Source organism: Roseateles sp. GW821-FHT09G03, assembly GCF_059416045.1.
In genome coordinates this window covers 1,528,766-1,548,296 of the sequence record NZ_JBWKOK010000001.1, presented here as the reverse complement: position 1 = coordinate 1,548,296, position 19,531 = coordinate 1,528,766, and the positions used below count along the sequence as shown (strand labels likewise).

The window sequence follows — 19,531 nt, the reverse complement described above, 5'->3', positions numbered from 1 at the left end:
CAGGGCGAGGATGCAGGCATCGCAACCCGGTTCCGCTCCGGTTCGAGGCCGCCATGGACGACAACATGCTCATGCTGATGACGCTGGCCACCTGCACCGCCACTGCGCTGGCGCTGCGAATGTGGCAGTGGCTCGACGAACTGGCGCGGGACGATTCCCAGGAGGACCTTCCATGAGCGCCCGACCCCCTTTGCCGCCCGAGCATCCCGCCGACGCTTCCACGGTCGATCCTTCCGTCGAACGCCAGGCCAGTGAAGATCAGCCCTTGAGCCAGTCCGCCTTCGTCTGCGGCGAGGTGACCTACCGCACCGGTGACGGTCCGATGATGGTCATCCGTCCAGGCGCCGTGCAGGTCGAGATCAACGAGCACGACGTGACGCTGGGGTGGGAGGAGGGCGACTCCCGCCTGAGCGCGCTCATGCCGCGCAGCGAGTACGCCCGCTTCATCGGCACCGGCGCGATCAAGCCTGTCGTCACGCACCGTCCGGATGAGGTGACCGCGGCCAGCGACGCCAGCGAGGCGCCGAACGCGCAACCGGAACTGGACAAGGCGCAGGGCAAGACGGGGCACTGAGCCCGACTGGCGTCACACAAGAGCGGTTGGCGCCGCGCAATGAAAAACGCCTCGGGGAACCGAGGCGTTTCTGTTTGCGGAGGCCGGGCGATCAGTCGCGGTCGCCGCCGAAGATGCCCAGCAGCTGCAGCAGCGCGGTGAACACGTTGTACAGGTCCAGGTAGATGTTCAGCGTGGCGCTGATGTAGTTGGTCTCGCCGCCGTCGATGACGCGCTTGACGTCGACCAGCATGAAGGCCGAGAAGATGCCCAGCACGGCGACCAGCAGCGCCAGGTGCACGCCGGTGGATTGCAGGAAGATGTTGGCGATGCCGGCGATCATGGCGATCACGGCGCCGACGATCAGGAACTTGTACAGGCCGGAGAGGTCGCGCTTGATCACGGTGGCCAGCGACGCCATGGTGAAGAAGATCGCAGCGGTGCCGCCGAAGGCGGTCATGATCAGCGTGCTGCCGTTCTTGAAGCCGAGGATCGCGGCGAGCAGGCGCGACAGCATCAGGCCCATGAAGAAGGTGAAGCCCAGCAGCGCCACGACACCGGTGGCCGAGTTCTTCGTCTTCTCGACGACGAACATCAGGCCGAAAGCGCCCACGAAGAACAAGATCGCGCTGGCGCCGGTGCCCAGGGTGGCGAGCAGGCCGGTCGAGACGCCGATCCAGGCGCCGAGCACGGTCGGGATCAGCGAGAGCGCGAGCAGCGCGTAGGTGTTGCGCAGGACGCGCTGGCGGTCGGCGGACAGCGACGAGCCGTAGCCGCCGGTGTTGAGGTCGATGATGCGGTCGTTCATGTGCGTGCGCCCCATGAAGTGAGAGTTGCTGTCGATTGTAGGCACGGGTCTTAAGGCTTCGTTAAAGTGATCGTCTTTCCTTCAATGATCCCGACGAGGCCGCAGATGAAACAGAAGCCCTTCCTGACCCTGGACGACGTCAAGCGCATCGCCGCCGCCGCGGAAGCTGAAGCCCTCAAGAACAACTGGCCCGTGACCATCGCCATCGTCGACGACGGCGGCCATCTGCTGTGGCTGCAACGCCTGGACAACGCCGCCGCCACGTCGGCCGTGATCGCGCCGGCGAAGGCCAAGACGGCCGCTCTCGGACGCCGCGAATCCAAGGTCTACGAGGACATCGTCAACAACGGCCGCAACGCGTTCCTGAGCGTGCCGTTGGAAGGCATGCTTGAAGGCGGCGTGCCCGTGATCGTCGAAGGCTTCTGCGTCGGCGCCGTCGGCGTCAGCGGCGTCAAGTCGAACGAGGATGCGCAAGTCGCCAAGGCCGGCATCGCCGCCCTGGGTTGAACCAACGAAGTCCTCGGTCCCAGGTCGTGTGTGTCCTGGGTGATCCGGGGACGGGAGGCCTTGGGGTTTTGGCGCTCGACGCCAAGGCCCCATGGCCTCGCGGCCAAGCGCTCAAACGGTGGCAGTCAAGGACCTCCGCTACGTGTCTCCCTGATGACCCGTTTGCGCAAATCTTCTCCGTGAATACCCCGACGGGTTATACTCGTCAGGTTTACCCGCAACCTACCGCGTCCCGCACACTTCACCCCCGATCGCATCGGATCCCACACGGATCGACTCCCTCACAGGAGACCCGGTCGCACCCGCGCGCCAGCCGTCCATGGCGCGTGCCGGCGGCGATTCCAGGGGCCCTGAAGCAGAGCCGGGCGCGCGCACAACAACGGAGTTTCCCGTGCTGCCCGATCTGCTTTCCGCTCCCCCCGCGATTCTTGCCCTGGCAGACGGCACGGTCTTCAAGGGTTCCGCGCTCGGCGCCGCCGGCCGGACCGTTGGTGAGGTGGTGTTCAACACCGCGCTCACCGGCTACCAAGAAATCCTCACCGACCCCAGCTACTGCCGCCAGATCGTCACCTTGACGTATCCGCACATCGGCAACTATGGCGTCAATGACGAGGACGTCGAGGCGTCGAAGATCTTTGCCGCTGGCCTGATCATCAAGGAGGCGCCGGTCCTCGACTCGAACTTCCGCAAGGGCCGCACGCTGCGCCAGTACCTGAAGGACGAGGGCACCGTCGCCATCGCCGATCTGGACACGCGCCGCCTGACGCGCGTGCTGCGCGAGAAGGGCGCCCAGAACGGCTGCATCCTGGCGCTGGGCGCCGGTGAACAGATCACGCAAGCGCACATCGACGAAGCGGTCGCGCTGGCCAAGGGCGCGCCCAGCATGGCTGGCCTGGACCTGGCGAAGGTCGTCAGCCGCACGGAACGCGAAGTCTGGACCGAGACCGAGTGGACGCTCGGCACGGGCTACGGCAAGCAGACCTCCCCGAAGTTCCACGTCGTCGCCTATGACTTCGGTGTGAAGAGCAACATCCTGCGCATGCTGGCCTCCCGCGGCTGCCGCATCACGGTGGTGCCGGCGCAGACGCCGGCCTCGGAGGTCTTCGACCTCGAGCCGGACGGCGTGTTCCTGTCCAACGGCCCCGGTGATCCGGAGCCCTGCGACTACGCCATCAAGGCCACCGCGCAGCTGATCGAGGCCGGCATCCCGACCTTCGGCATCTGCCTGGGCCACCAGATCATGGCGCTGGCCTCCGGCGCGAAGACCTTCAAGATGAAGTTCGGCCACCACGGCGCGAACCATCCGGTGAAGGACCTCGACAATGGCCGCGTTAGCATCACCAGCCAGAACCACGGTTTCGCGGTCGATCCCGACACGCTGCCATCCAACCTGCGCGCGACGCACGTCAGCCTGTTCGACGGCACGCTGCAGGGCCTGGCCCGCACCGACAAGCCCGCGTTCTGCTTCCAGGGCCACCCGGAAGCGAGCCCCGGCCCGCACGACATTTCGTATCTGTTCGACCGCTTCATCGGTCTCATGTCCAAGGCCTGATGAAGAGGGAGACGACTCATGCCCAAGCGTTCTGACATCAAAAGCATCCTCATCATCGGCGCCGGCCCGATCATCATCGGCCAGGCCTGCGAGTTCGACTACTCGGGCGCCCAGGCCTGCAAGGCGTTGCGCGAGGAGGGCTACAAGGTCATCCTGGTGAACAGCAACCCGGCGACGATCATGACGGACCCGGACACCGCGGACGTCACCTACATCGAGCCGATCACCTGGCAGGTGGTCGAGAAGATCATCGCCAAGGAGCGTCCCGACGCGATCCTGCCGACGATGGGTGGCCAGACCGCGCTGAACTGCGCGCTGGACCTGCACAAGCACGGCGTGCTGGACAAGTACAAGGTCGAGATGATCGGCGCCAACGAGCACGCGATCGAGAAGGCCGAGGACCGTCTGAAGTTCAAGGACGCGATGACCAAGATCGGGCTGGGCTCTGCCCGCTCGGGCATCGCGCATTCGCTGGAAGAGGCGTGGTCGGTGCAGAAGCGCATCCACGCCGAGATCGGCGGCGCGGGCTTCCCGATGGTGATCCGCCCCAGCTTCACGCTGGGCGGCACCGGCGGCGGCATCGCCTACAACCCGGAGGAGTTCGAGGAGATCTGCAAGCGCGGCCTCGACCTGTCGCCGACGAACGAGCTGCTCATCGAAGAGTCGCTGATCGGCTGGAAGGAATACGAGATGGAAGTGGTCCGCGACAAGGCGGACAACTGCATCATCGTGTGCTCGATCGAGAACCTGGATCCGATGGGCATCCACACCGGTGACTCGATCACGGTGGCGCCCGCGCAGACGCTGACCGACAAGGAATACCAGCTGCTGCGCAACGCCTCCATCGCGATCCTGCGCGAGATCGGCGTCGACACCGGCGGTTCGAATGTGCAGTTCTCGATCAACCCGGTCGATGGCCGCATGGTCGTGATCGAGATGAACCCGCGCGTGTCGCGCTCGTCGGCGCTGGCCTCGAAGGCCACCGGCTTCCCGATCGCCAAGATCGCCGCGAAGCTGGCCGTCGGCTACACGCTCGACGAGCTGAAGAACGACATCACCGGCGGCATCACGCCGGCCTCGTTCGAGCCGAGCATCGACTACGTCGTCACCAAGATCCCGCGTTTCGCCTTCGAGAAGTTCCCGATGGCCGACTCGCGCCTGACGACGCAGATGAAGTCGGTCGGCGAAGTGATGGCCATGGGCCGCAACTTCCAGGAATCGTTCCAGAAGGCGCTGCGCGGCCTGGAGACCGGCATCGACGGCCTGTCCGAGATCAGCAGCGACCGCGAGGAGATCGTGCAGGAGATCGGCGAACCCGGTCCGTCGCGCATCCTGTTCCTGGGCGATGCCTTCCGCATCGGCATGACGCTGGACGAGGTCTTCGAGGAAACGAAGATCGATCCGTGGTTCCTCGCCCAGATCGAGCAGCTGATCAAGATCGAACTGTCGCTGGCCGGCCGCACGCTGGCCTCGCTGAGCGTCGACGAGCTGCGCCTGCTCAAGAAGAAGGGCTTCTCGGACAAGCGTCTGGCCAAGCTGCTGGGCACCAACCAGCACGAGGTGCGCAAGACGCGTCACGCGCTGAACGTGCGCCCGGTCTACAAGCGTGTCGACACCTGCGCCGCCGAGTTCGCGACGCAGACGGCCTACATGTACTCCACGTACGACGAGGAGTGCGAGGCCAACCCGACCGACAAGAAGAAGATCATGGTGCTGGGCGGCGGTCCGAACCGCATCGGCCAGGGCATCGAGTTCGACTACTGCTGCGTCCATGCGGCCCTCGCGATGCGCGAGGACGGCTACGAGACCATCATGGTCAACTGCAATCCGGAGACGGTCTCGACCGACTACGACACCTCGGACCGCCTGTACTTCGAGCCGGTGACGCTCGAGGACGTGCTCGAGATCGTGGCCAAGGAGAAGCCGGTCGGCGTGATCGTGCAGTACGGCGGCCAGACACCGCTGAAGCTGGCGCTGGACCTCGAGGCCAACGGCGTGCCGATCATCGGCACCTCGCCGGACTCGATCGACATGGCCGAGGACCGCGAGCGCTTCCAGAAGCTGCTGCATGAGCTGGGCCTGAAGCAGCCGCCCAACCGCACGGCGCGCAACGAAGACCAGGCCGTCGCGCTGGCCAACGAGATCGGCTACCCGCTGGTCGTGCGTCCCAGCTACGTGCTGGGCGGCCGCGCGATGGAGATCGTCCACGGCGACAAGGACCTCGAGCGCTACATGCGCGAGGCCGTGCGCGTCAGCGAGAAGTCGCCGGTGCTGCTGGACCGCTTCCTCGAGGACGCGGTCGAGGTCGACGTCGACTGCATCTGCGACGGCGAAGACACGATGATGGGCGGCATCATGGAGCACATCGAGGCCGCCGGCATCCACTCCGGCGACTCGGCCTGCTCGCTGCCGCCGTACACGCTGTCCAAGGAGCTGCAGGACGAGCTGCGCCGCCAGACGGCGGAGATGGCCAAGGCGCTGAAGGTCGTCGGCCTGATGAACGTGCAGTTCGCGATCCAGGGCGACGTCACCAAGGGCTTGTCCGAGAACACGGTCTACGTGCTCGAAGTGAACCCGCGTGCCTCCCGCACGGTGCCGTTCGTGTCCAAGGCGACCAGCCAGCCGCTGGCCAAGATCGCGGCGCGCTGCATGGCCGGCGTCAAGCTCAAGGACCAGAAGGCCGCCGGCGGCAAGCCGCCGGTGGAGATCCAGCCGCCGTATTTCAGCGTCAAGGAAGCCGTCTTCCCGTTCAACAAGTTCCCTGGCGTGGATCCCATCCTCAGCCCGGAAATGCGGTCGACCGGCGAAGTGATGGGCGCCGGCCGGACCTTCGGCGAAGCGATGCTGAAGAGCCAACTGGGCGCGGGCTCCCGGCTGCCGCGTCAAGGCAACGTCCTGATCACCGTCAAGAACAACGACAAGGATCGTGCCGTCGCCCTGGCGCGCGATCTGGCGGCGTTGGGCTTCGGCGTGGTGGCGACCAAGGGCACGGCTGCGGCGATCGAAGCCGCCGGCATCCCGGTGCGTGTCGTCAACAAGGTCAAGGACGGACGTCCGCACATCGTCGACATGATCAAGGGCGGCGACATCCAACTGGTGTTCACGACCGTCGACGAGACGCGCACGGCGATTGCCGACAGCCGCCACATCCGTCAGGCGGCGCTGGCCAACCGGGTGACCTACTACACGACGATGGCCGGCTGCGAAGCCGCCGTCGAAGGCATGAAGCACAAGGACGGGCTGCTGGTGCAATCGCTGCAGGAACTGCACGCGGAACTGCATTAAACTGCCTCATCCCATTCCGCCGCCGCTGCTCAGCGATCCTGAGCGGCAGCGGCGGTTTGTTTTGTTACTCAAGGTTCTAGAGACATGGCCACGACGATCCCACTGACCAAGCGCGGCGCTGAGAAGCTCAAGGAAGAACTGCATCGGCTGAAGACGGTCGAGCGGCACGCCGTGATCAACGCCATCTCGGAAGCCCGCGCGCAAGGCGACCTGTCGGAAAACGCCGAGTACGAGGCGGCCAAGGACAAGCAGGGCTTCATCGAAGGCCGCATCCTGGAGATCGAAGGCAAGCTGTCGTCGGCGCAGGTGATCGATCCGTCGTCGGTGAACGCCGGCGGCAAGGTGGTGTTCGGCACCACGGTCGACCTCGAAGAGGAAGAGTCCGGCAACGAGGTCACCTACCAGATCGTCGGTGACGACGAAGCGGACCTGAAGCAGGGTCTGATCTCGATCAGCTCCCCGATCGCGCGCGCGCTGATCGGCAAGGAAGCCGGCGATGTCGCCGAAGTCGTGGCGCCCGGCGGCATCAAGCGTTACGAGATCGTCGACGTCCGCTACATCTGAGGCGGGGAACGATGCTGCTGCGGATCCGCGCGCTGCTGGCGTCGCTGTGGGCCGGCGAACTGCTGACGGTGGCCCTGCTGGCGGCACCGAACGCGTTCGCGACCCTCGAGCGGGCTGCGGTTGGCAAGTACGTCGCACGGCTGTTCGAGATGGACGCCCGTGTGGCGCTTGCCGCCGGCGTGTTGCTGATCCTCATGGAGCGGCGGCTGCACCGTGACGGCGTGGTCCGCGGTTCGGCGATGAGTCCCGATTTCTGGCTGCCCCTGCTGGCCATCGGATGCACGGCTGCTGGCTTCTATGCCTTGCAGCCGCTGATGGAGGCAGCACGGCAAGGGCAGGGGACCTGGACCTTCCTGCAGCTGCATGCGGTGTCGCTGGTCCTCTTCGGGGTGAGAACCCTCGCCGTGCTGGCGCTGGCGTGGCGGGTGAGCGGCGCGGCATCGCGCTGACCGACCGTCTCCGAACGGCGAGGGCAAAAAGAAAGACGGCCCGTGGGCCGTCTTGTCGTTGATGCCGAAGCGGCGGTGTCGCCGCCTCCATGTCGCGTTCAGCCCTGGCTGGCTTTCTTCACGCTGGTCTGGCGCGGCTTCTTGGCGCGCTTGACCTCACCACCCTGGGTGACGCGCTGGTTGCCCAGCACGGTGACCTTCTTGATCTGCGGACGGTTGTTGCCGCTCTTCGAGAACTTCACGATCTTGACGATCTTGGGAGCGGAACGGGCGTCGTCCTTCGGGGCGGCCTTTTCCTTCTCGGGCATCGGGCGCCACAGGACGAGCAGCTTGCCGATGTGCTGGATGGGCGCGGCGTCGAGCTCTTCGGCCAACGTGGCCAGGATGGCCTCGCGGCCATCGCGGTCGTCGGACATGACGCGCACCTTGATCAGTCCGTGGGACTTCAGCGCGTTGTCGACCTCCTTGGTGACGGCGGCCGTCAGGCCATCGCCGCCTATCATCACCACGGGATCCAGGTGATGAGCGTCGGCGCGTTTTTCCTTGCGCTGGGCAGGGGTCAATTGAATAGCAGGCATCTGCTTATTATCGGTGCAATGAAAGTCGATACCAAAAGCAAGAAGGTGAACAAGGCGTGGTTGAACAACCACGTCAACGATCCCTACGTCAAACTGGCCCAGAAAGAGGGCTACCGCTCCCGCGCGGCCTACAAGCTCAAGGAAATCGACGAGGAATTCCAGTTGATCCGTCCCGGGCAGGTGGTGGTCGATCTCGGCGCGTCGCCGGGGGCCTGGAGCCAGTACCTGCGCCGCCGTTTCGCGCCCAAGGAAGCCGGCGCCGGCGGCGCCGCGGTCGGTGAACTGAACGGGCGCATCATCGCGCTGGACCTCCTGGAGTGCGAGCCGATCGAGGGCGTGGAGTTCATCCAGGGCGATTTCCGCGAGAGCGAGGTCCTGGCGCGGCTGGAGGCGACGCTCGACGGCAGGAAGGTGGACTTGGTGGTCTCGGACATGGCGCCCAACCTGTCCGGCATCGAAAGCACCGACGCCGCGCGCATGGAGCATCTGATCGAACTGGCGCTCGACTTTTCCCAGCAACACCTGAAGCCCGAAGGCGCGCTGGTTGCCAAGGTGTTCCATGGCAGCGGTTACGACCAGCTCGTGCATGCCTTCCGTGCGCAGTTCAAGCGGGTGAAGACCGCCAAGCCCAAGGCCTCCCGGGAAAGATCGGCAGAGAATTTCCTGGTCGGCATCGGACTGAAGAAGGCCTGAACAAGGCTTGGATGGGTCCGATGACCCCTGCGAAGGGGCTGGCGACAAGCGGCGGAATGGGCCGGAAAGCGGCTGGCGGCGACTGAAAGCGCGATGAGGCGTCAAAGTCGGGGGCGCTTCGAACGGTCGGCCGATGTCGCGCGTGGCAATATCTATCGTGGTGTATGGGAATGCCAATCAGGTCTGGGGACTTGACTGGCCTAGAATCCGCCCCATATGCCGTCAAAGTCCGCTGCCCGAGGCTGTATCCGTGGGCGGGCGGTGATGGAATGACAAAGGAGTCGCGGTGAACAATCAGTGGTTCTCGAAAGTAGCTGTTTGGATGGTGATCGCCCTGGTGCTGTTCACTGTCTTCAAGCAGTTCGATCGCAGCGCAACCCAGGGTACTCAGACCGGTTATTCGGAATTCCTCGAAGAGGTCCGCGCCAAACGCGTCAAGCAGGTCATCCTCCAGGAGTTCCCCGGTGGCAGCACCGAGATCCAGGCGACGACCAGCGATGGCACCAAGCTGCGCACGAGCGCCCCGTATCTGGATCGCGGCCTGATCGGCGACCTGATCAACTACGGCGTCAAGTTCGACGTCAAGCCCCGTGAAGAACCCTCGGTGCTGATGAACATCCTGCTCAGCTGGGGCCCGATGCTCCTGCTGATCGCCGTGTGGGTGTACTTCATGCGCCAGATGCAGGGCGGCGGCAAGGGCGGCGCGTTCAGCTTCGGCAAGTCGAAGGCGCGCATGCTCGACGAGGCCAACAACACCACGACCTTCGCCGACGTCGCCGGATGCGACGAGGCCAAGGAAGAGGTCAAGGAGCTCGTCGACTTCCTGAAGGACCCGCAGAAGTTCCAGAAGCTCGGCGGCCGGATCCCGCGCGGCGTGCTGCTGGTCGGCCCTCCGGGGACCGGCAAGACGCTGCTGGCCAAGGCCATCGCCGGCGAGGCGAAGGTCCCGTTCTTCACGATCTCCGGCTCCGATTTCGTCGAAATGTTCGTCGGCGTCGGCGCGGCCCGTGTGCGCGACATGTTCGAGCAGGCCAAGAAGAGCGCCCCTTGCATCATCTTCGTCGATGAGATCGACGCGGTCGGCCGCCATCGCGGCGCCGGCCTGGGCGGCGGCAACGACGAGCGCGAGCAGACCCTCAACCAGATGCTGGTGGAGATGGACGGCTTCGACACCAACCTCGGCGTCATCGTGATGGCCGCGACCAACCGTCCGGACATCCTGGATCCGGCGCTGCTGCGTCCGGGACGTTTCGACCGCCAGGTCTACGTGACGCTGCCCGATGTGCGCGGCCGCGAACAGATCCTGAACGTGCACATGCGCAAGGTCCCGGTCGGCCAGGACGTGCGCGCCGACATCCTGGCGCGCGGCACCCCGGGCTTCTCGGGCGCCGATCTGGCCAACCTGGTCAACGAAGCCGCGCTGTTCGCCGCCCGCCGCAATGGCCGGGTGGTCGACATGCAGGACTTCGAGAAGGCCAAGGACAAGATCATGATGGGCCCCGAGCGGAAGTCCATGGTCATGCCCGAGGAAGAGCGCAAGAACACCGCGTACCACGAAGCTGGCCACGCGCTGGTGGCCCGCCTGCTGCCCAAGACCGATCCGGTCCACAAGGTGACGGTGATCCCGCGCGGCCGCGCGCTGGGCGTGACGATGCAGTTGCCCGAGGGCGACCGCTACAGCATGGACAAGGACCGCATGCTGTCGACGATCTCCGTGCTGTTCGGCGGCCGGATCGCTGAAGAGGTCTTCATGAACCAGATGACGACCGGCGCCAGCAACGACTTCGAGCGCGCCACGGCCATCGCCCGCGACATGGTCACCCGTTACGGCATGACCGACGAACTGGGACCGATGGTCTACGCCGACAACGAGGGTGAAGTCTTCCTGGGCCGATCGGTCACGAAGACGACCAACATGTCGGAAGAGACGATGCGCAAGGTCGATCAGGAGATCCGCAGGATCATCGACGAGCAGTACACGACCGCCCGGGACCTGATCGAAGGCAACAAGGACAAGATGCACGCGATGGCGACGGCGCTGCTCGAATGGGAAACCATCGACGCCGACCAGATCAACGACATCATGGAAGGTCGCCCCCCGCGTCCGCCGAAGGACTGGACACCGCCGGCCAACAAGCCGGACAGCGGTGGCACCCCGGCGGTCACGACGGGCAGTGCCCCGGCAGCCGCCTGATCGACAGGGCATCGGATGACCCGCGAGGGCGTCTGATGCGCGATTGATTCCCGAAGGGCCGGTCTCGCGACCGGCCCTTCTGTTTTTGCGATCTACCCCGACCGGAATTGCTGGCCCTTTCGAGCTTGCGTCATACTCGTCGTCTGGCAAGGCAGTCCTCTGGCGCAGAGCGCGCGGCCGCGCCCTCGACACTCAGCCGTCCATGACTTCTCTCTCGATCTGGCAGACCACGCGCTTCGACCTCGACCTGGCGGAGCGACCCTTGGTGATGGGCATCGTCAACGTGACGCCCGATTCCTTCTCTGACGGCGGGCATCATGCCGACGCGCTGAGCGCGATCAATTTCTGTGAGCGACTGCTTGGCGAGGGCGTCGACATCCTCGATCTGGGCGGCGAATCGACCCGACCGGGCGCGCCTCGGCTCGATGCCGACGAAGAATGGCAGCGACTGGAGCCGGTGGTGCGCGCCGCGCTGAATTTCGGCGTCCCCGTGTCGGTCGATACCTGCAAGACCGAGGTGATGCGCCGTGCGCTGGATCTGGGCGTCGACATCATCAATGACGTGCAGGCTTTGCGCGACGAAGGCGCCGACAGGCTCCTGGCCGAACATGGCAGCGCCGGCATCTGCCTCATGCACATGCGTGGCCAGCCCGCAGGCATGCAGCAACTGACCGCCTACGACGACGTTGTCGTCGAGGTCGCCGACTTCCTGCGGGAGCGGATGAACCATCTGATCGAGATCGGCGTGTCTGCCGAGCGGATCACCTTGGACCCGGGTTACGGCTTTGCGAAAACGGTGGAGCAGAACCTCGAGTTGCAACGGCGCCAGCGCGAACTGCTCGTGCTAGGACGGCCGCTGCTGATCGGCTGGTCACGCAAATCCACGCTCGGAGCCGTGACCGGCAAGGCCGTCGATGAACGCATGCCGGCCAGCGTCGGCGCGGCACTGGCGTCGGTGGCGTTGGGGGCGCGCGTCGTGCGTGTGCACGACGTCGGTGCGACCGTCGACGCGCTCAAGGTCTGGCAGGCCTTCGGCGCATTGCAAGGCTGACGCGGCCCGGGCGGATCCCGCCCGACTGGCGCTTCTGCGTTCCCCTGATCGGGTGCCCCAAGGCGGGCGATCAGCGACCACCTCGGCATCGGCGACAATCCGCAGATTCAAGATCCAGAAGTCGCAGGAGATCGCCTCAATGAGCCGGAAGTATTTCGGAACCGACGGAATTCGCGGAACCGTGGGCCGCACCCCCATCACCCCAGACTTCATGTTGAGGCTGGGCCATGCGGTGGGCCGCGTGCTCAAGCGCAGCTATGCCAAGCCCAGCGTGCTGATCGGCAAGGACACCCGCATCTCCGGCTACATGCTCGAATCCGCGCTCGAAGCCGGTTTCGCGTCCGCCGGCGTCAACGTGCTGCTGACCGGTCCGCTGCCGACTCCCGGCGTCGCCTACCTCACCCGTGCGCTGCGCCAGCATCTCGGCGTGGTGATCTCGGCATCGCACAACCCGTTCGCCGACAACGGCATCAAGTTCTTCTCGTCCAAGGGTGAGAAGCTGCCCGACGCCTGGGAGCTGGACGTCGAGGCCGTGCTGGACGAGCCGCCGGTCTGGGTCGATTCCGCCAGCCTGGGGCGCGCGCGTCGCCTGGATGATGCCCAGGGCCGCTACATCGAGTTCTGCAAGGCCAGCTTCAGCACCGACCTCAGCCTGCGGGGCATGAAGCTCGTGATCGACGCGGCGCACGGTGCGGCCTACCAGGTGGCACCGTCGGTGTTCCATGAGCTGGGCGCCGAGATCATCACGATCGGCAACAAGCCCGACGGCTACAACATCAACGACAAGGTCGGCGCCACGGCGCCCCAGGCATTGGTTGCCGCAGTCAAGGAGCATCAGGCCGACTACGGCATCGCGCTCGACGGCGACGCCGACCGCCTGCAGATGGTGGACGGCGAGGGCCGGCTCTACAACGGCGATGAACTGCTCTATGTGATGGTCGCGGACCGGCTCGCCCGCGGCGAGCGCGTTCCTGGCGCGGTCGGCACGCTGATGACGAACATGGCGGTCGAACTGGCGCTGCGCCAGCGGGACGTCGAATTCGTCCGCGCCAAGGTCGGCGACCGCTACGTGCTCGAGGAACTGGCCGCCCGCGGCTGGCAACTCGGCGGGGAGGGCTCCGGCCACCTGCTGTCGCTGGACCGTCACACGACCGGCGACGGCATCGTGAGCAGCCTGCTGGTGCTCGAGGCGGTCTGCCGCAGCGGTCGCCGCCTGGCGGACCTGCTGGACGGCGTCACGCTGTTCCCGCAGACGCTGATCAACGTCCGCCTGCAGGCGGACCACCAGGATTGGAAGAGCAATCCTGCGCTGGCCCGTGTCGAAGCCGAAGTCATGGCCGAGCTGGGCGACCGCGGGCGCGTGCTGATCCGCAAGTCGGGCACCGAGCCGCTGCTGCGGGTCATGGTCGAAGCCAGCGACGCCGAGGTGGCGCAGCGCTGCGCCGAACGCCTCGCCGACGCCATCCGCGGCGGCTGAGCCGCCTTCCAAATCGCGAAAAAAGAAGGGCCGCCGACGCGGGAGCGTCGACGGCCCAATTTGCATTGGTCGGGTCGCGTCAGGCGCGACTCTTCGGGAGCTGGGCAGGTTGATCCTTTCGCCTCATCGCCACCGCCGTGGCGGTGTCATGAGGGCCGAGAGGGTATTCCCGCACGTCCGGTAGGCTAGGGATCGAAGATGACAGCGGGGTGAATCGAATATGACAATGGTCGTCTGACGCTTTCAGAGGCCCGATTTCTCCTCTGGGCGCTGTGTGTAACGACATTTTTCCGGTTCCTGGGTGGCGTCACGGATGTGTCACATTGAGGTCATAGCATCCGCTCCGTTCGCCAACCAACCCAAGCGATAGGACTGAATGATCATGAATCAACTGCGTGCTGGCCTGCTGTTCGCCGCGTGCGCCGCGATGTTCTCCGCGGCCCATGCTCAAGAGGTGACCGGTGCGGGTGCTTCGTTCCCGGCCCCCGTGTACGCCAAGTGGGCCGACGCCTACAACAAGGCCACCGGTGTCCGCATCAACTATCAGTCGGTCGGTTCCGGCGCCGGCATCAAGCAGATCCAGGCCAAGACCGTCGACTTCGGCGCCTCCGACGCGCCCCTGAAGGACGACCAGCTGGCCAAGGACGGCCTGGTCCAGTTCCCCACGGTGATCGGCGGCGTGGTGCCGGTGATCAACGTCAAGGGCATCAACGCAGGTCAGCTGAAGCTGGACGGCAAGGTCCTGGGCGACATCTACCTGGGCAAGATTACGAAGTGGAATGACCCCGCCATCGCCGCCCTGAACTCGGGTGTCGCGCTGCCGGACGCCGCCATCGCCGTGGTCCGCCGCGCCGACGGTTCGGGCACCAGCTTCCTGTTCACGAACTACCTGTCCAAGGTCAACACCGAGTGGAAGGACAAGGTCGGTGAAGGCACCGCCGTGAACTGGCCGACGGGCGCCGGCGGCAAGGGCAACGAGGGCGTGTCGGCCTTCGTGACGCGTCTGCCGAACTCCATCGGCTACGTCGAATACGCCTACGCCAAGCAGAACAAGATGACCTACGTGCTGCTGAAGAACGCCAGCGGCGCCTTCGTCAGCCCGAGCGACGACGCCTTCAAGGCCGCCGCCGCCGGTGCCAAGTGGGAACAGTCGTTCTACCAGGTGCTGACCGAGCAGGCTGGCAAGGACAGCTGGCCCATCACCGGCGCCACCTTCATCCTGATGCATGCCGCCCAGGACAAGCCGGCCCAGGCCGCCGCGTCGCTGAAGTTCTTCGACTGGGCCTACACCCAGGGCGACAAGATCGCCGACGAACTGGACTACGTCCCGCTGCCGGCTGCCGTGAAGGAACTGGTCCGCAAGCAGTGGACCGGTCAGGTGAAGGACACCGCGGGCAAGGCGGTCAGCTTCAAGTGATCGTCGTCTGACGGATCGGCCCGGTGCTCCTGTTGCGGGACACCGGGCTTTCGTCCAAGACGAGTTGAGGCGCGAGGGTGCAAGGGCGCCAGAAGAAGATCTCGACACAGACGTCGTGACGGACGCGTCGGACCGGCCGGAGGGGGCGGGCGGCGCGCAAGATTCCAAACATTTCAGCGGAGGCCCCGTGGCCGCAATACTTCCAGCCAATTCCCTCGATCGAGGCCAGGAGCGCGCGAAGCCGGACGGCCGTCCGCCGCAGCGCCGCCGCGTCGCGCCCTGGGCCGACACGGTGTTCTCGCTGCTGACGCATGCCGCAGCCTGGGTCACGCTGGCGCTGCTGGTCGGCATCATCGGCTCGCTGCTGGTGGGCGCCGCGCCCGCGATCAAGCAGTTCGGCCTCGGCTTCCTCGTGTCCACGGACTGGGACCCGGTGCAGGAGAAGTTCGGCGGGCTCGTGATGATCTACGGCACGCTGATGACCTCGCTCATCGCGCTGCTGATCGCCGTTCCGGTGAGCTTCGGCATCGCGCTGTTCCTGACGGAACTCGCCCCGGGCTGGCTGCGCCGCCCGCTGGGCATCGCGATCGAACTGCTGGCCGCCGTGCCGTCGATCGTCTACGGCATGTGGGGCCTGTTCGTGTTCGGCCCGCTGCTGGCCACCTACGTGCAGACGCCGCTGCAGACCCTGCTCACCGGCGTGCCGGTCCTGGGCGGGCTGGTCTCGGGCCCGCCGGTGGGCCTGGGCATCCTGTCGGCCGGCATCATCCTGGCCATCATGATCATCCCGTTCATCGCCTCGGTGATGCGTGACGTCTTCGAGGTCACGCCCGCGATGCTCAAGGAGTCCGCCTACGGCCTGGGTTCGACCACCTGGGAGGTGGTCTGGAAGGTCGTGCTGCCGTACACCAAGACCGGTGTGATCGGCGGCATCATGCTGGGCCTGGGTCGCGCGCTGGGCGAGACCATGGCCGTCACCTTCGTGATCGGCAACATGAACCAGCTGAGCTCGCTGTCGCTGTTCGAGGCCGCCAACACGATCACCTCGGTGCTGGCCAACGAGTTCGGCGAATCCGGTCCCGGCAGCCTGCATCAGGCTTCGCTGCTGTACCTGGCCCTGGTCCTGTTCTTCATCACCTTCGTGGTGCTGGCGTTCTCCAAGGTCCTGCTCAACAAGCTCAAGAAGAACGAAGGGACCCGCACATGAGCGCCACCACCGCCGACCGCATGGCGATGTACCACAAGCGTCGCCGTGTCAACATCATCGCGCTGACGCTGTCGCTTGCGGCGATGTCGATGGGTCTGATCTGGCTGATCTGGATCCTCTTCGAAACCATCACGCAGGGCATAGGCGGCCTGAACTGGGCCACCTTCACCCAGATGACGCCGCCGCCGAACACGGACGACGGCGGCCTGGCCAATGCGATCTTCGGCTCCGCGCTGATGGTGGCCCTGGCCACCCTCGTCGGCACCCCCATCGGGGTGCTCGCGGGGGTCTACCTGGCCGAGTACGGCCAGAAGACCTGGCTGGGCAACAGCGTCCGCTTCATCAACGACATCCTGCTGTCGGCCCCGTCGATCGTGATCGGCCTGTTCGTGTACAGCCTGATCGTGCTGCGGTTCAAGGGCTTCTCGGGCTGGGCCGGCGTGATGGCGCTGGCGCTGATCGTGATCCCGGTGGTGATCCGCACGACGGAGAACATGCTGAACCTGGTGCCCGGCGCGCTGCGCGAGGCCGCCTACGCGCTCGGCACGCCGAAGTGGAAGGTCATCATGACCGTGACGCTGAAGGCCGCCCGCGCCGGTGTCCTGACCGGCGTGCTGCTGGCCCTGGCCCGCGTCTCCGGCGAAACCGCGCCGCTGCTGCTGACGGCCTTCAACAACCGCTTCTGGTCGACCAACCTGTCCGGTCCGATGGCCAACCTGCCGAAGGTGATCTTCGACTTCGCCATGAGCCCGTACCAGAACTGGCAGAAGCTCGCCTGGGCGGCGGTGTTCATCATCACGATCGGCGTGCTGCTCCTGAACATCCTCGCGCGCTTCGCCTTCAAGCAGAAGCATTGAGCCGAACCCCGGTCCACGAATCCAACGAATCGAGAAACAACATGGACGTCAAAGTCGACATGCCGGTGACCGAGAAGGCGAAGCTCTCGGTGAAGAACCTGAACTTCTACTACGGCAGCTTCCACGCGCTGAAGAACATCAACCTGGACATCCCCGAGAACAAGGTGACCGCGTTCATCGGTCCGTCGGGTTGCGGCAAGTCCACGCTGCTGCGCACGCTGAACCGCATGTTCCAGCTCTATCCGGAACAGCGCGCCGAAGGCCAGATCCTGCTGGACGGCGAGGACATCCTCACCAGCAAGGAAGACGTGTCGCTGATCCGTGCCAAGGTCGGCATGGTGTTCCAGAAGCCGACGCCGTTCCCGATGTCGATCTACGACAACATCGCCTTCGGCGTGCGCCTGTTCGAGACGCTGTCGCGCGTCGAGATGGACGAACGCGTCGAATGGGCGCTGAAGAAGGCCGCGCTGTGGAACGAGGTCAAGGACAAGCTGAACCAGAGCGGTTCGGGCCTGTCGGGCGGCCAGCAGCAGCGCCTGTGCATCGCGCGCGGCATCGCCATCAAGCCGGAAGTCCTGCTGCTGGACGAACCGTGCTCGGCGCTGGACCCGATCTCGACCGGCAAGATCGAGGAGCTCATCCATGAGCTCAAGCACGACTACACGGTCGCGATCGTGACCCACAACATGCAGCAGGCGGCACGCTGCTCCGACTACACCGCCTACATGTACCTGGGCGACCTGATCGAATTCGGACCGACCGCGGAGCTCTTCATGAAGCCCAAGCGCAAGGACACGGAAGACTACATCACGGGTCGTTTCGGCTGATCAACGGGGAGCACACACCATGACCGACAAGCATCTCTCTACCCAATTCGACGCCGAGCTGAGCGGCATCTCCACGCGCGTCCTCGAGATGGGCGGCCTGGTGGAATCGCAGGTGGCGCAGGCCGTCGAGGCGCTGGGCAGCTTCAGCGGCGACATCGCCAGCCACGTGCTCAAGCAGGAAGAGATCGTCAACACGATGGAGATCGAGATCGATCGCGACCTGTCGACGATTATCGCCCGCCGCCAGCCGACCGCGCGCGACCTGCGCCTGCTGATCGCCGTGTCCAAGACGATCGCCAACCTCGAGCGCGTCGGCGACGAGGCTGCCCGCATCGCCCGCACCGTGCAGCGCCTGATCAACACCGGCGTGTCCAGCCGTCTGCGCCTGCCGATGTCGGACCTGTCGTACGAAGCCGAACTGGCCACCGCGCAGCTGCGCAAGGCGCTGGACGCGTTCGCGCGCCTGGACGTGGACCGCGCGCTGGAAGTGCTGAAGGCCGACGACCAGATCGACAAGGAGTTCGACGGCCTGATGCGCAAGCTCATCACCTACATGATGGAAGACCCGCGCACCATCTCGTCGTCGATCGACCTCGTGTTCGTCGCCAAGGCGATCGAGCGCGTCGGCGATCACGCCAAGAACCTGGCCGAAGTCATCATCTACGTGGTCAAGGGCACCGACGTCCGCCACAACTCGCCAGACGCCGTCGAGAACATGGTGCGCTGAGCACCGATCGCGATCATCCCGTCCGGTCCGCCCGCCACGGGCACGCCGGCGGGACCCAATAAGAGGAGTTACCCCGCATGAGTCGCATCCTGGTCGTCGAGGACGAATCCGCCATCGCCGAGCTGATCTCCATCAACCTGCGCCACGCCGGTTACGAGGTCACGCTGGCCGGCAATGCCGAACAGGCCCAGCTGGAAGTGGACCGCGTGCTGCCCGATCTGGTCGTGCTCGACTGGATGCTGCCGGGCCAGACCGGCCTGGCGCTGGCGCGTCAATGGCGCGGAGCCACCCGCACCCGCGAGCTCCCCATCATCCTGCTGACGGCGCGCGCGGAAGAGGTCGACAAGGTGTCCGGCCTGGATGCCGGCGCGGACGACTACCTGACCAAGCCGTTCTCGACGAACGAGCTGCTGGCGCGCATCCGCGCGGTGCTGCGCCGCAAGGCGCCCGAGGCGCTGGACACGGCCGTCGAGGTCGGCGGCCTGGTGCTGGATCCCGGCACCCGCCGCGTCAGCCGCGAGGGCGTCGAAGTGAAGCTCGGTCCGACCGAGTTCCGCCTGCTGCACTTCTTCATGACGCACCCGGAGCGTGTGCACAGCCGCTCGCAGCTGCTGGACCGCGTCTGGGGCGACCACGTGTTCATCGAGGAACGCACCGTCGACGTCCACGTCAAGCGCCTGCGCGAGGCGCTCGAGAAGGTCAACTGCGCGCGCATGATCGAAACCGTTCGGGGTGCCGGCTACCGGCTGACCCAGCAGAGCAGCAGCGCCCTGTCGGCCTGAGGG

Annotated in this window: 19 protein-coding genes; 17 read left to right on the top strand and 2 right to left on the bottom strand. The window is 65.6% G+C overall.

What is annotated here, in order from left to right; translation table 11 throughout:
• The first annotated feature begins 53 nt into the window (after positions 1-53).
• Positions 54-176: a hypothetical protein gene (locus AC07OZ_RS06905; RefSeq protein WP_495466402.1), complete on the top strand. Its 123-nt coding sequence runs from the start codon at positions 54-56 to the stop codon at positions 174-176.
• A complete protein-coding gene (locus AC07OZ_RS06900) occupies positions 173-574 on the top strand; it encodes a hypothetical protein (RefSeq protein WP_495466401.1) in 402 nt (133 codons plus the stop codon). Before AC07OZ_RS06905 ends, AC07OZ_RS06900 begins: the two co-directional genes overlap by 4 nt.
• A gap of 91 nt (positions 575-665) precedes the next feature.
• Here the strand turns inward: AC07OZ_RS06900 and AC07OZ_RS06895 are convergent, their stop codons facing one another.
• Positions 666-1,361: a Bax inhibitor-1/YccA family protein gene (locus tag AC07OZ_RS06895; RefSeq protein ID WP_495466400.1), complete on the bottom strand. Its 696-nt coding sequence runs from the start codon at positions 1,359-1,361 to the stop codon at positions 666-668.
• A gap of 105 nt (positions 1,362-1,466) precedes the next feature.
• Here AC07OZ_RS06895 and AC07OZ_RS06890 point away from each other — a divergent pair, with 105 nt between their 5' ends.
• The 5 genes from AC07OZ_RS06890 (at position 1,467) to AC07OZ_RS06870 (ending at position 7,718) form a co-directional block, all read left to right on the top strand.
• Positions 1,467-1,868 (top strand): GlcG/HbpS family heme-binding protein, encoded by a 402-nt coding sequence (locus AC07OZ_RS06890; RefSeq protein ID WP_495466399.1) that lies wholly within the window; start codon positions 1,467-1,469, stop codon positions 1,866-1,868.
• A 391-nt stretch (positions 1,869-2,259) separates the two neighbouring features.
• Positions 2,260-3,420: a glutamine-hydrolyzing carbamoyl-phosphate synthase small subunit gene (gene carA / locus AC07OZ_RS06885; protein ID WP_495466398.1), complete on the top strand. Its 1,161-nt coding sequence runs from the start codon at positions 2,260-2,262 to the stop codon at positions 3,418-3,420.
• Between the two features lie 18 nt (positions 3,421-3,438).
• The gene (carB, locus tag AC07OZ_RS06880; protein WP_495466397.1) at positions 3,439-6,705 is read left to right on the top strand and encodes a carbamoyl-phosphate synthase large subunit; all 3,267 of its coding nucleotides are present in this window, start codon (positions 3,439-3,441) and stop codon (positions 6,703-6,705) included.
• An 84-nt stretch (positions 6,706-6,789) separates the two neighbouring features.
• Complete coding sequence (gene greA / locus AC07OZ_RS06875; protein WP_088406621.1) at positions 6,790-7,269, top strand: transcription elongation factor GreA; 480 nt, start codon at positions 6,790-6,792, stop codon at positions 7,267-7,269.
• Between the two features lie 11 nt (positions 7,270-7,280).
• Positions 7,281-7,718 carry a DUF4149 domain-containing protein gene (locus AC07OZ_RS06870; RefSeq protein ID WP_495466396.1) on the top strand — a complete coding sequence of 146 codons (438 nt, stop codon included), beginning with the start codon at positions 7,281-7,283 and terminating at the stop codon, positions 7,716-7,718.
• Between the two features lie 98 nt (positions 7,719-7,816).
• Here AC07OZ_RS06870 and yhbY read toward each other — a convergent pair whose 3' ends face one another.
• On the bottom strand, positions 7,817-8,296 hold the full coding sequence (gene yhbY / locus AC07OZ_RS06865) for a ribosome assembly RNA-binding protein YhbY (RefSeq protein WP_495466395.1): 480 nt from the start codon (positions 8,294-8,296) through the stop codon (positions 7,817-7,819).
• Between the two features lie 18 nt (positions 8,297-8,314).
• Here yhbY and AC07OZ_RS06860 point away from each other — a divergent pair, with 18 nt between their 5' ends.
• The 10 genes from AC07OZ_RS06860 to phoB all read left to right on the top strand — a co-directional run bounded on the left by AC07OZ_RS06860 (position 8,315) and on the right by phoB (position 19,528).
• On the top strand, positions 8,315-8,989 hold the full coding sequence (locus AC07OZ_RS06860) for an RlmE family RNA methyltransferase (RefSeq protein WP_495466495.1): 675 nt from the start codon (positions 8,315-8,317) through the stop codon (positions 8,987-8,989).
• Between the two features lie 286 nt (positions 8,990-9,275).
• Positions 9,276-11,183, top strand: coding sequence for an ATP-dependent zinc metalloprotease FtsH (ftsH, locus tag AC07OZ_RS06855; RefSeq protein WP_495466394.1), 1,908 nt, complete (start codon positions 9,276-9,278; stop codon positions 11,181-11,183).
• A gap of 202 nt (positions 11,184-11,385) precedes the next feature.
• Positions 11,386-12,234: a dihydropteroate synthase gene (gene folP / locus AC07OZ_RS06850; RefSeq protein WP_495466393.1), complete on the top strand. Its 849-nt coding sequence runs from the start codon at positions 11,386-11,388 to the stop codon at positions 12,232-12,234.
• A 139-nt stretch (positions 12,235-12,373) separates the two neighbouring features.
• Positions 12,374-13,711: a phosphoglucosamine mutase gene (gene glmM, locus AC07OZ_RS06845; protein WP_495466392.1), complete on the top strand. Its 1,338-nt coding sequence runs from the start codon at positions 12,374-12,376 to the stop codon at positions 13,709-13,711.
• Between the two features lie 382 nt (positions 13,712-14,093).
• On the top strand, positions 14,094-15,128 hold the full coding sequence (pstS, locus tag AC07OZ_RS06840; protein WP_495466391.1) for a phosphate ABC transporter substrate-binding protein PstS: 1,035 nt from the start codon (positions 14,094-14,096) through the stop codon (positions 15,126-15,128).
• Between the two features lie 187 nt (positions 15,129-15,315).
• Positions 15,316-16,335 carry a phosphate ABC transporter permease subunit PstC gene (pstC, locus tag AC07OZ_RS06835; RefSeq protein ID WP_495466390.1) on the top strand — a complete coding sequence of 340 codons (1,020 nt, stop codon included), beginning with the start codon at positions 15,316-15,318 and terminating at the stop codon, positions 16,333-16,335.
• Positions 16,332-17,192, top strand: a complete 861-nt coding sequence (gene pstA / locus AC07OZ_RS06830) for a phosphate ABC transporter permease PstA (protein ID WP_495466389.1) — start codon at positions 16,332-16,334, stop codon at positions 17,190-17,192. The genes pstC and pstA overlap by 4 nt, the downstream gene beginning before the upstream one ends.
• Before the next feature lie 41 nt (positions 17,193-17,233).
• Entirely contained in the window at positions 17,234-18,019 is a 786-nt protein-coding gene (gene pstB / locus AC07OZ_RS06825; protein WP_067270340.1) for a phosphate ABC transporter ATP-binding protein PstB, read from the top strand.
• Positions 18,020-18,038: 19 nt separating this feature from the next.
• On the top strand, positions 18,039-18,746 hold the full coding sequence (gene phoU / locus AC07OZ_RS06820; RefSeq protein WP_067270342.1) for a phosphate signaling complex protein PhoU: 708 nt from the start codon (positions 18,039-18,041) through the stop codon (positions 18,744-18,746).
• A gap of 77 nt (positions 18,747-18,823) precedes the next feature.
• On the top strand, positions 18,824-19,528 hold the full coding sequence (phoB, locus tag AC07OZ_RS06815) for a phosphate regulon transcriptional regulator PhoB (RefSeq protein ID WP_495466388.1): 705 nt from the start codon (positions 18,824-18,826) through the stop codon (positions 19,526-19,528).
• The last annotated feature ends 3 nt before the right edge of the window (positions 19,529-19,531 follow it).

What these genes read in the sequence shown, in the direction of transcription:
- phoB (WP_495466388.1), top strand. Translation starts at nt 18,824, where the DNA reads ATGAGTCGCATCCTGGTCGTCGAGGACGAATCCGCCATCGCCGAGCTG.
- pstS (WP_495466391.1), top strand. Translation starts at nt 14,094, where the DNA reads ATGAATCAACTGCGTGCTGGCCTGCTGTTCGCCGCGTGCGCCGCGATG.
- greA (WP_088406621.1), top strand. Translation starts at nt 6,790, where the DNA reads ATGGCCACGACGATCCCACTGACCAAGCGCGGCGCTGAGAAGCTCAAG.
- AC07OZ_RS06900 (WP_495466401.1), top strand. Translation starts at nt 173, where the DNA reads ATGAGCGCCCGACCCCCTTTGCCGCCCGAGCATCCCGCCGACGCTTCC.
- AC07OZ_RS06860 (WP_495466495.1), top strand. Translation starts at nt 8,315, where the DNA reads ATGAAAGTCGATACCAAAAGCAAGAAGGTGAACAAGGCGTGGTTGAAC.
- pstB (WP_067270340.1), top strand. Translation starts at nt 17,234, where the DNA reads ATGGACGTCAAAGTCGACATGCCGGTGACCGAGAAGGCGAAGCTCTCG.
- pstA (WP_495466389.1), top strand. Translation starts at nt 16,332, where the DNA reads ATGAGCGCCACCACCGCCGACCGCATGGCGATGTACCACAAGCGTCGC.
- yhbY (WP_495466395.1), bottom strand. Translation starts at nt 8,296, where the DNA reads ATGCCTGCTATTCAATTGACCCCTGCCCAGCGCAAGGAAAAACGCGCC.
- AC07OZ_RS06890 (WP_495466399.1), top strand. Translation starts at nt 1,467, where the DNA reads ATGAAACAGAAGCCCTTCCTGACCCTGGACGACGTCAAGCGCATCGCC.
- folP (WP_495466393.1), top strand. Translation starts at nt 11,386, where the DNA reads ATGACTTCTCTCTCGATCTGGCAGACCACGCGCTTCGACCTCGACCTG.
- AC07OZ_RS06870 (WP_495466396.1), top strand. Translation starts at nt 7,281, where the DNA reads ATGCTGCTGCGGATCCGCGCGCTGCTGGCGTCGCTGTGGGCCGGCGAA.
- glmM (WP_495466392.1), top strand. Translation starts at nt 12,374, where the DNA reads ATGAGCCGGAAGTATTTCGGAACCGACGGAATTCGCGGAACCGTGGGC.
- AC07OZ_RS06895 (WP_495466400.1), bottom strand. Translation starts at nt 1,361, where the DNA reads ATGAACGACCGCATCATCGACCTCAACACCGGCGGCTACGGCTCGTCG.
- phoU (WP_067270342.1), top strand. Translation starts at nt 18,039, where the DNA reads ATGACCGACAAGCATCTCTCTACCCAATTCGACGCCGAGCTGAGCGGC.
- carB (WP_495466397.1), top strand. Translation starts at nt 3,439, where the DNA reads ATGCCCAAGCGTTCTGACATCAAAAGCATCCTCATCATCGGCGCCGGC.
- AC07OZ_RS06905 (WP_495466402.1), top strand. Translation starts at nt 54, where the DNA reads ATGGACGACAACATGCTCATGCTGATGACGCTGGCCACCTGCACCGCC.